We start from the raw sequence: 9,656 nt of genomic DNA, 5'->3' as shown, positions 1-9,656 counted from the left end.
CCCCCGCCCCCGCCACCGAGGCGCCCAAGTCAAGCGGCACCCGGCTGGTCGACCGCGTCTTCAAGATGCGTGAACTCGCCATCCTGGCCGTCTTCGTGGTGATGATCGTCATCACCCAGCTGGGCAACAGCAAGTTCCTCACCGAGCAGGGCATCAAGGACCTGCTGCTGAACGCGACCATCCTGGTCCTCGTCGCCGTCGGCCAGTCGCTGGTCGTCATCACGCGCAACGTGGACCTGTCGGTCGGCTCCACGCTCGGCATCAGCGCCTTCGCCGCCGGCATCCACCTCCAGGGAGGTGGCGCCCCGCTCGTGGCCGTGGCTCTCGCGGTCCTGACGGGCGTCGGCTTCGGCCTGCTCAACGGGCTCCTCGTGAGCCTCGGCCAGGTGCCCGCGCTCGTCGTCACCCTCGGCACGCTCTACATCATCCGCGGTATCGACTCGATCTGGGTCGGCTCCCGCCAGATCGTGGCGTCCGCCCTCCCGGACGGCTTCGTGGACTTCGGCTCCGGCGGCATCTCCGCGGTGCCGTGGCTGGCACTGATCGCGCTCGTGGTGCTCGTGGCGACGGCGTACTACCTCAAGCACTTCCGCAGCGGCCGCGAGCTGTACGCGCTCGGCTCGAACCCGGAGGCCGCACGGCTCGCCGGCATCCCGGTCCGCAAGCGCATCCTGGCCGCGTACACCTTCTGCGGTGCCCTCGCGGGTCTCGCCGGGGCGTTGTACCTGGCCCGGTTCGGCAACGTGGACTCCAGCACCGGCAACGGCTACGAACTCACCGTCGTCAGCGCGGTCGTGGTCGGCGGCGTGGTCTTCACCGGCGGCTCCGGCAGCGTCTACGGCGCCGCGCTCGGCGCACTGCTCCTCACCTCCATCAACAGTGTGCTGCCCGCCCTCGGCGTCAGCTCGGTGTGGGTGCTCGCCATCAACGGCATCCTGCTCATCCTCGCCATCGCGGTCGACCGGATCGTCGCCCTGCGCGTGGCGTCCGCCCTGAAGAAGAGGAACGCCCGCCATGGCTGACTCGTCGCTCGCGCGCGCCGTCCGCTGGGACACGGTGGTGGGCGCCCTCCTCATCGTCGTGCTGCTGCTGTCCTTCGGCACCGTCGACGGCTTCGGCAACGCCCTCAACCTGTCGTTCCTGATCGGCAACACCCTGCCGATCGCGCTGATCGCCCTGCCGATGACCCTGCTCGTGGTCTCCGGCGAGATCGACCTCTCGGTGGCCTCCACCGCCGGCCTGTCCGGCGCGGTCATGGGCGCCCTGTGGAACCAGGGCATGGCCATCGAGACGATCATCCCGATCTGCCTGCTGCTGGGCGTGGTGTGCGGGCTGGTCAACGGCCTGCTCGTGACCCGGCTCGGGCTGCCCTCCCTCGCCGTCACCATCGGCACCCTCGCCGCCTACCGGGGCATCGCGCAGATCGTGCTCGGCTCCGACGCGGTGACCGACTTCCCCACCCCGTACCTGGACTTCGCGGCCGGACGCATCGGGGACACCTTCATCCCGTACGCCTTCCTGCCCTTCCTCGTACTGCTCGCGATCGCCGTGGTCGCGCTGCACGCAACCCCGTTCGGGCGGTCGCTGTTCGCGATCGGTGCGAGCGAGGAGGCAGCGCGGTTCGCGGGCCTCCGCGTCAAGCGGCAGAAGCTCATCCTCTTCACGGTGACCGGCCTGATGGCCTCCCTCACCGGCATCTTCTGGGCGCTGCACTACGCCAGCGCCCGCTACGACAACGCCACGGGACTCGAACTCTCCGTCGTGGCAGCGGTGTTGCTCGGCGGCATCGACTTCGACGGCGGCAAGGGCACGCTCGGCGGCGCGATCGCGGGAGTCTTCCTCCTCGGCGCGCTGCAGAACGTGATGAGCCTCCAGGACGTCTCCGCCCAGTCGCAGATCGTCGTCACCGGCGTTCTGCTCGTCCTCTCCGTGCTCGGCCCGAGGGTCGCACGGCAGATCTCCGTCGCGAGGGCCGGGCGCAGAGCAGCCGCCTCAGCGCCGGTGTCCAAGGCACCCAGTCCGACGCCATAGGCCAAGCGCCCCTCCGGACAACCTCGTCACCCCTTCGCTCACCCCCGTAAGGAACCCGCCATGCGCAAGTCATCGATCCGCCGTGCCTGCGCGGCTCTCGCCGCCGTCACGTCCCTCACCCTCGCCGCCACCGCCTGCGGCGGAACCACCAAGAAGGACGTCAGCGAGGAGAACGCCTCCGCCGCCTCGGAGGGCAAGGCCAACCCCAACGCCGAGCTGAAGAAGGGTCTGACCGTCGGCTTCCTCCCGAAGCAGGTCAACAACCCGTACTTCACCTCCGCCGACAAGGGCGGCGAGGCGGCCCTCAAGGAGCTGGGCTCCAGCTACAAGGAGGTCGGCCCGTCCAGCGCCACCGACACCTCCGGCCAGGTGTCCTACGTCAACACGCTCACCCAGCAGCAGGTCGACGCGATGGCCGTGTCCGCGCAGGACCCGGGCGCCCTGTGCACGGCGCTCAAGCAGGCCATGAAGAACGACATCAAGGTCGTCACCTACGACTCCGACACCAAGGCCGACTGCCGCAACGCCTTCGTCTCGCAGGCCAGCGCCGAGGACCTGGGCCGCACCGAGGTCCAGCTGCTCGCCGAGCAGATCGGCTACAAGGGCGAGATCGCGATCCTGTCCGCCGCGCAGACCGCGACGAACCAGAACACCTGGATCGAGTTCATGGAGGACGAGCTCAAGGACCCCAAGTACAAGGACATGAAGCTCGTCAAGGTCGCCTACGGTGACGACGACGCTCAGAAGTCCTTCCAGCAGACCCAGGGCCTGCTCCAGGAGTACCCGAACCTGAAGGGGATCATCTCCCCGACCACGGTCGGCATCAAGGCTGCCGCCCAGTACCTCTCGGGCTCCAAGTACAAGGGCAAGGTCAAGCTGACGGGTCTCGGCACCCCGAACGACATGCGCAAGTACGTCAAGAACGGCACCGTCGAGGGCTTCGAGCTGTGGGACCCGGCGAAGCTCGGCGAGCTGGCCGCCCGTACGGCCGTGGCGCTGGTCTCGGGCCAGATCACCGGCAAGGAGGGCGAGACGTTCACGGCCGGTGACATGGGCGAGTACACCATCGGCAAGGACGGCGTGATCAGCCTCGGCAAGCCGACCGTCTTCAACAAGGACAACATCGACGAGTTCGACTTCTAGTAACCGGAGGGTTGTTGATGCAACGCGTGTGCTTCCTGCTGAAGGTCCGGGCGGACCGCCTCGACGAGTACCGCGAGCGGCACGCCGAGGTGTGGCCCGAGATGCGCCAGGCGCTCTCGGCCACCGGCTGGCACAACTACTCGCTCTTCCTGCGCGAGGACGGCCTGCTGGTCGGCTACCTGGAGACCGAGGACTTCGAGGCCGCCCTGGCCGGCATGGAGGCCACCGACGTCAACGCCCGCTGGCAGGCGGAGATGGCGCCGTTCTTCGAGTCGCTGGACGGCGCCCGGCCCGACGAGGCCATGAAACCGCTCACCGAGGTGTTCCACCTCGCCTGACCCCGCTCCAACCCCTTCCCGCACCTCGCCGACAATGGAGTCCCCCGAGATGAAGAGACGCACGCTGCTCGGCGCCGCCCTCGCCGGTGCCGTGGTGACCCCCGCGCTCGCCTCCGGTACCGCCCGGGCCGCCGACCCGGGCCCGTCCGTCACCCTGACCGGCAGCACCCTCCTCGACACCCAGGCCATCTTCTTCGTGTCGTACGACGGCCTGGTCAACAACAACGCGTTCCAGAAGAACGGGCTGCTGACCTACAAGGGCTACCAGTACGCCGTCTGGTACACCGCCGACCGCAACGCCGTCGTCGGCCGCCGCGTGTTCGGGTCGAGCACCTGGTCCACCGTCAAGGTCGGCCACACCCTCCGGTACAACGACTCCCACAACGTCATCTCCATGGGGATCTCCAAGGTCGACGGCCGGCTGCACCTCAACATGGACTCCCACAGCGACGGCTTCACCTACGTCAAGTCGGTGGCCGGCCTCATGGACAACCCGGGCGGGCTGAGCTGGACCGCGAGCCGCTTCGGCGCGCCCCAGTCCACCCTCGACGGCCTCGCGCTCACCTCGCAGTTCACCTACCCGCAGTTCATCTCGACGCCCGAGGGCAAACTCCAGCTGAGCTACCGCGTCGCCGTCTCCGGCAACGGCCGCAACGCCCTCGCCGAGTACGACGGCACGTCCTGGACCAACCTCGGCGAGTGGACCAGCTCCACCGGCACGTATACGAGCGAGCACGGCTCCAGCACCGCCCGCAACATGTACCTGCACGGCATCGACTACGACCGGAACGGCCGCCTGCACTCCTTCTTCACCTGGCGCGAGCAGAACGGCGCCGTGATGTGCAGCAGCGGCGGCATCACCAACCACGACACCGGCTACGTCTACTCGGACGACCGCGGCCGCACCTGGCGCAACAACGCGGGCACCGTCGTCGGCACCACCGGCGGCTCCGACCGGGTCTCCGTCACCGACGCCGGGCTGGTCGTGGACCCGCTCAACCCGGACCACTCGCTGATGAACCAGGAGAGCCAGTTCACCGACTCGGCGGGCCGTCCGCACGCCATCATCAGCTACGTGCCCGGCCGTTTCGGCCAGTGCACCACGAACTACGTCGCCAACCGGACCGCCAACGGCCGTGCCTTCCACGTCCGCAAGAACGCCTCCGGCGCCTGGCAGAAGACCGAGATACCGGTGCCGCTGAACTCCAGTCAGCGCACCAAGCTGATCCTCGACAAGTACGACAACGCCTACGCGATCTTCCCGTACTGCCGTATCGCCGGGGCCTCCGCGGCATCCGGATACACGGACTGGGCGATGCTGTACGACGGGGTCGCCGCCGGGCTGAACGCCTTCGGCGAGGTCGTGATCGACGAGACGCGGGTCACGCAGGACCACTTCCTGTCGATCATGTACCAGGAGAAGTCCAGCGGTACGACACCCTCGGCGCTCCGCAACCTCAACTTCCGCCTGCCCACCTGATCCTGCACGTCATGACCGGGAAACCGTGACCGACGCGACCGTGGCGGGTGCGCCACGCAGGTAATGTGAACGCGCACCCGCCGCCCCGCATCTCCCTGGAGGTCCCAGCCCGATGGCCCAGTCGGTGGGTATCAAGGACGTCGCCCGCGCCGCAGGAGTCTCCGTGGGCACGGTCTCGAACGTGATCAACCGCCCGGACACGGTGGCCTCCGAGACCCGTGCCCGAGTGCTGTCCGCGATAGACCGCCTCGGCTATGTCCGCAGCGAGTCGGCACGCCAGCTGCGCGCCGGGCGCAGCCGCATCATGGGCCTGCTCGTGCTCGACATGGGCAACCCCTTCTTCGTGGACGTGGCGCGCGGCGCCGAGCGGGCCGCGCGCCAGGCCGGGCTCGGCGTGATGGTCTGCAACAGCGCGCAGAGCGCGGGGGAGGAGGCCGAGTACCTGTCGCTCTTCGCCGAGCAGCGGGTCCGGGGCGTCCTGCTCACCCCCGCCGACGCCACGGGCCGCAATATCGAGACGTTCCGCCGCCACGGCATCCCCTTCGTCCTCGTCGACCGGGTCGCCGAGGGCACCACCGAGTGCTCGGTGTCCGTCGACGACGTGGCGGGCGGCGCGCTCGCCGTACGGCACCTGGTCGACGCCGGGCACCGCTCCATCGCGTACGTCAGCGGGCCGCCCGGCCTCAACCAGGTCCGGGACCGCCGTACGGGCGCGCTGGGCGCCCTGGCCGAGGCCGGGCTCGGTCCACAGTGCCTGCGCGAACTGCCCACCGAACGGCTCGACGTGGCCGCCGGCCGCGACGCCGGTGCCCGGCTCCTCGGCCTCGCCGAGCGCCCGACCGCCGTCTTCTGCGCCAACGACCTGCTCGCGCTCGGCGTCCTCCAGGCCATGTTCGCGGCCGGGGTGAACGTGCCGGACGACCTCGCGATCGTCGGCTACGACGACATCGAGTTCGCCGCCGCCGCGGCCGTCCCCCTCACCTCCGTACGGCAGCCCGCCGTGACCATGGGCGCGATGGCCGCCGAACTGCTGCTGGAGGAGACCGAGGCCGAGACGGCACCGAAGCCGCATGAACACCAGAGGGTCGTCCTCCAGCCGGAGCTCGTGGTGCGGCGCTCCAGCCTTTCGGCGCGCTGACTGTGCGTTCAGCGACAACTGACCATCCGTTCAGCATGAACTGACCGCCGCTTCAGTGGATTTTCTTGATCAACGGGGTCGGCGGGACGAAGGATCTGTGGTGGACTGGGGGCGCAGCCTGGAATTCGTTCGCCTCGGGAGCCCTGTTGACCCCCAGCTACCGCCAGCCCGGTGTCGTCCTCACCGACCGCCGCTACTCCGTGCCCCTCGACCACGACGACCCGAAGGGCGAGCGGATCGAGCTGTACGCGCGGGAAGCCGTCGCGAGCGACAAGGCGGACCAGGACCTGCCCTGGCTGGTCTACCTCCAGGGCGGCCCGGGCTTCGGAGCCAACCGGTTCGTCGGCAGGCAGGCCTGGCTCGGCCGCGCCCTGGAGGAGTTCCGCGTCCTGCTCCTCGACCAGCGCGGTACCGGCGCCTCCACGCCCGCCAACCGCCAGACCCTCCCGCTCCGCGGCGGGCCCCGCGAACAGGCGGACTACCTCTCCCACTTCCGCGCCGACTCCATCGTCCGCGACTGCGAGGCCCTCCGCCCCGAGATCACCGGCGGCGCCCCCTGGACCGTCCTCGGCCAGAGCTTCGGCGGCTTCTGCACCGTCACCTACCTGTCCGTCGCTCCCGAGGGGCTGAGCGCCGCCGTCATCACCGGCGGCCTGCCCTCCCTGGACGCCCACGCCGACGACGTCTACCGGGCCGCCTACCCGCGCATCGAACGCAAGGTCGCCGCCCACTACGCCCGGTACCCGCAGGACGTCGAGCGGGCCCGGCGGATCGCCCGGCACCTGCTCGCGCACGACGTCGTCCTGCCGAACGGCTACCGGCTCACCGTCGAGGCCTTCCAGTCCCTCGGCCACGCCCTCGGCGGCAGTGAGGGCAGCCACCGCCTCCACTACCTCCTGGAGGACGCCTTCGTCCCCACCCCGCAGGGCCCCGCCCTCTCCGACGTCTTCCAGGAGGAGGCGCAGGGACTGCTGTCGTACGCGGGCCACCCGCTGTACGCGCTCGTCCACGAGGCATGCCTGGGCCAGGGCGACCGGCCCACCGCCTGGTCGGCGGAGCGGGTACGCGCCGAGTTCCCGCGGTTCGACGCGGCCAAGGCGCTCACCGGTGACGGCCCGCTGCTGTTCACCGGGGAGTCGGTGCACCCCTGGACCTTCGACGTCGACCCCGCGCTGCGCCCGCTGCGCGAGACCGCCGAGGAACTCGCCGCCCGCGCCGACTGGAAGCCGCTCTACGACCCGGCCCGGCTCGCCGCCAACGAGGTGCCGGTCGCGGCGGCCGTCTACCACGACGACATGTACGTCGACACCGCGCACTCCCTGCAGACGGCCCGTGCGATCCGGGGCCTGCGCACCTGGGTCACCGACGAGTACGAGCACGACGGCGTACGGGCCTCCGGGCCGCGCGTCCTGGACCGGTTGCTGGCGCTGACGCGGGACGAGGCGTGAACCGGGCCGCTGTCGGTGGCGGGGGTTAGTGTGCCGACATGACCGAGCGGCAGACGGAACAGCTCAAGCCCATGCCGGAGGACTGGCGGCGCGCCCTCGCCGTCGTGGCCCATCCGGACGACCTCGAATACGGCTGTTCGGCGGCGATCGCCGCGTGGACCGACGGAGGCCGGGAGATCGCGTACGTCCTGGCGACCCGGGGCGAGGCCGGTATCGACACCCTGCCGCCCGACGAGTGCGGCCCGCTGCGCGAGCGGGAGCAGCGAGCCAGCGCGGCGGTGGTGGGGGTGAGCGAGGTGGAGTTCCTCGACCACCGGGACGGCGTCATCGAGTACGGCCTGGCACTGCGCCGGGACATCGCCGCCGCGATCCGCAGACACCGCCCCGAGCTCGTCATCACCCTCAACCACCGCGACACCTGGGGCGGCGTCGCCTGGAACACACCGGACCACGTGGCCGTGGGCCGAGCCACCCTCGACGCGGCGGCCGACGCCGGCAACCGGTGGATCTTCCCCGAGCTCACGGAGCAGGGGCTGGAGCCCTGGAGCGGTGTCCGCTGGGTGGCCGTGGCCGGTTCCGCGACGCCCACGCACGCGGTGGACGCCACACCGGGGCTCGATCGTGCGGTGCGCTCACTGCTCGAACACCGCACGTATATCGAGGCGTTGACGAGCGAGGACCCCGAGACGTACGTCCGTGACTTCCTGACCGGGTACGCCCGGACCACGGGCGAGCGCTTCGGCGGACGACCGGCCGTGGCGTTCGAGCTGTTCGGCCGATGACCGACAAGCGATGACCGACAAGCGATGACCGACGAGCGATGACCGACGGGGAACTGATGGGGGAGCGGCAGATGGACGGCAGGGCTGACGGGGAACTGCTCGCCGAGCGGTTCGAGGAGCACCGCGGGCATCTGAGAGCGGTGGCCTACCGGATGCTCGGCTCGCTCAGCGAGGCCGACGACGCGGTCCAGGAGGCCTGGCTGCGGCTCAGCCGCTCCGACACGAGCGACGTGCGGAACCTCGGCGGCTGGCTGACGACCGTGACCGGCCGGGTGTGCCTGGACATGCTGCGCTCACGCCGCACCCGGCGGGAGGAGCCCATGGAGGCGTACGAGACGTTCGTGCCCGACCCCGTCGTCGGTTCCCTTGACCGTGTGGACCCGGAGCAGGAGGTGCTCCAGGCGGACTCGGTGGGGCTCGCGCTGCTGGTGGTGATGGAGACGCTGGAGCCCGCGGAGCGGCTCGCGTTCGTGCTGCACGACATGTTCGCGGTGCCCTTCGACGACATCGCGCCCGTCGTGGGCCGCTCCACGGCCGCGACTCGGCAGCTCGCCAGCCGCGCCCGGCGCCGGGTGCAGGGCTCGACGCCCGCTCCGGATCCCGATCCGACCCGGCAGAGGGAGGCGGTCGACGCCTTCCTCGCGGCCTCGCGCGGCGGGGACTTCGAGGCGCTGGTGTCGGTGCTCGACCCCGATGTCGTGCTGCGGGCCGACGCCGGGGCCCTCGCAGTGGGCCCGGGCGCGTCCAAGGCGCTGCGGGGCAGGCACCAGGTGGCCGAGAGCGCCTTCATGTTCCGGCAGTTCGCTCAGTACGCGCGGCCCGTGCTCGTCAACGGCGCGGTGGGCCTGCTCACCGTCGTCGACGGCAAGGCGCTGTCGGTCATGGGGCTCACCGTGGTGGACGGAAAGATCACCGGGATGTACATCCTGGCGGACGAGGAACGGCTCGCGCGCCTCGATCTCGCGGGCCTGGTGGGCTAGGGCGTGGCCCTGGGCGCCGGACGCTCGGGAAGTGGGGGATCCTAGGTCGTGCCGCGCAGCGCGACCCAGGTTTCCCGGCCCACGATGCCGTCGACGGCCAGTCCTTTGTCGGCCTGGAAGCTCCGGACCGCGGACTCCGTCCCGGGACCGAACTCGCCGTCCACGCCGCTGCTTCCCACGCCGTACCCGCGCTTCGTCAGGATGCACTGCACCTGCAACACGCGTTTGCCGCTGTTCCCGCGGCGCGTGAGTCCGTTGCCGGAGTAGTGCGTGCACTCGGAGATCCAGGGAGCGGTGGGCGGTTCGGGGGTGGGGC

The 9,656-nt window shown here is 70.5% G+C and carries 10 protein-coding genes; 9 read left to right on the top strand and 1 reads right to left on the bottom strand.

The features are described 5' to 3' along the window. The 9 genes from FNH04_RS34195 to sigJ all read left to right on the top strand — a co-directional run. Window positions 1-1,022, top strand: a 1,022-nt coding sequence (locus FNH04_RS34195) for an ABC transporter permease (RefSeq protein ID WP_152789734.1), incomplete at its 5' end; no start/stop codon positions are given. Further along, complete coding sequence (locus FNH04_RS34190) at window positions 1,015-2,031, top strand: ABC transporter permease (RefSeq protein WP_152789733.1); 1,017 nt, start codon at window positions 1,015-1,017, stop codon at window positions 2,029-2,031. The genes FNH04_RS34195 and FNH04_RS34190, both read left to right, overlap by 8 nt. A gap of 60 nt (window positions 2,032-2,091) precedes the next feature. Continuing rightward, on the top strand, window positions 2,092-3,174 hold the full coding sequence (gene rhaS, locus FNH04_RS34185; RefSeq protein ID WP_152789732.1) for a rhamnose ABC transporter substrate-binding protein: 1,083 nt from the start codon (window positions 2,092-2,094) through the stop codon (window positions 3,172-3,174). A 17-nt stretch (window positions 3,175-3,191) separates the two neighbouring features. After that, window positions 3,192-3,512: an L-rhamnose mutarotase gene (locus tag FNH04_RS34180; protein ID WP_152789731.1), complete on the top strand. Its 321-nt coding sequence runs from the start codon at window positions 3,192-3,194 to the stop codon at window positions 3,510-3,512. A gap of 49 nt (window positions 3,513-3,561) precedes the next feature. Beyond that, window positions 3,562-4,992 (top strand): BNR repeat-containing protein, encoded by a 1,431-nt coding sequence (locus FNH04_RS34175; RefSeq protein ID WP_152789730.1) that lies wholly within the window; start codon window positions 3,562-3,564, stop codon window positions 4,990-4,992. Window positions 4,993-5,104: 112 nt separating this feature from the next. Then, a complete protein-coding gene (locus FNH04_RS34170; RefSeq protein WP_152789729.1) occupies window positions 5,105-6,130 on the top strand; it encodes a LacI family DNA-binding transcriptional regulator in 1,026 nt (341 codons plus the stop codon). A 146-nt stretch (window positions 6,131-6,276) separates the two neighbouring features. Further along, complete coding sequence (locus FNH04_RS34165; RefSeq protein ID WP_152789728.1) at window positions 6,277-7,578, top strand: alpha/beta fold hydrolase; 1,302 nt, start codon at window positions 6,277-6,279, stop codon at window positions 7,576-7,578. A 38-nt stretch (window positions 7,579-7,616) separates the two neighbouring features. Beyond that, entirely contained in the window at window positions 7,617-8,360 is a 744-nt protein-coding gene (locus FNH04_RS34160; protein WP_152789727.1) for a PIG-L deacetylase family protein, read from the top strand. Window positions 8,361-8,398: 38 nt separating this feature from the next. Next, window positions 8,399-9,340 carry an RNA polymerase sigma factor SigJ gene (gene sigJ / locus FNH04_RS34155; protein WP_228031781.1) on the top strand — a complete coding sequence of 314 codons (942 nt, stop codon included), beginning with the start codon at window positions 8,399-8,401 and terminating at the stop codon, window positions 9,338-9,340. Between the two features lie 41 nt (window positions 9,341-9,381). Here sigJ and FNH04_RS34150 read toward each other — a convergent pair. After that, window positions 9,382-9,656: peptidoglycan-binding domain-containing protein (locus tag FNH04_RS34150; protein WP_194236905.1), on the bottom strand; the 275-nt coding region annotated here is incomplete at its 5' end.

The organism is Streptomyces phyllanthi, from assembly GCF_009377205.1.
Lineage (GTDB): Bacteria > Actinomycetota > Actinomycetes > Streptomycetales > Streptomycetaceae > Streptomyces > Streptomyces phyllanthi.
Note: the sequence above shows the minus strand (reverse complement) of the source record. Positions and strands in the feature narration are given on the sequence as shown.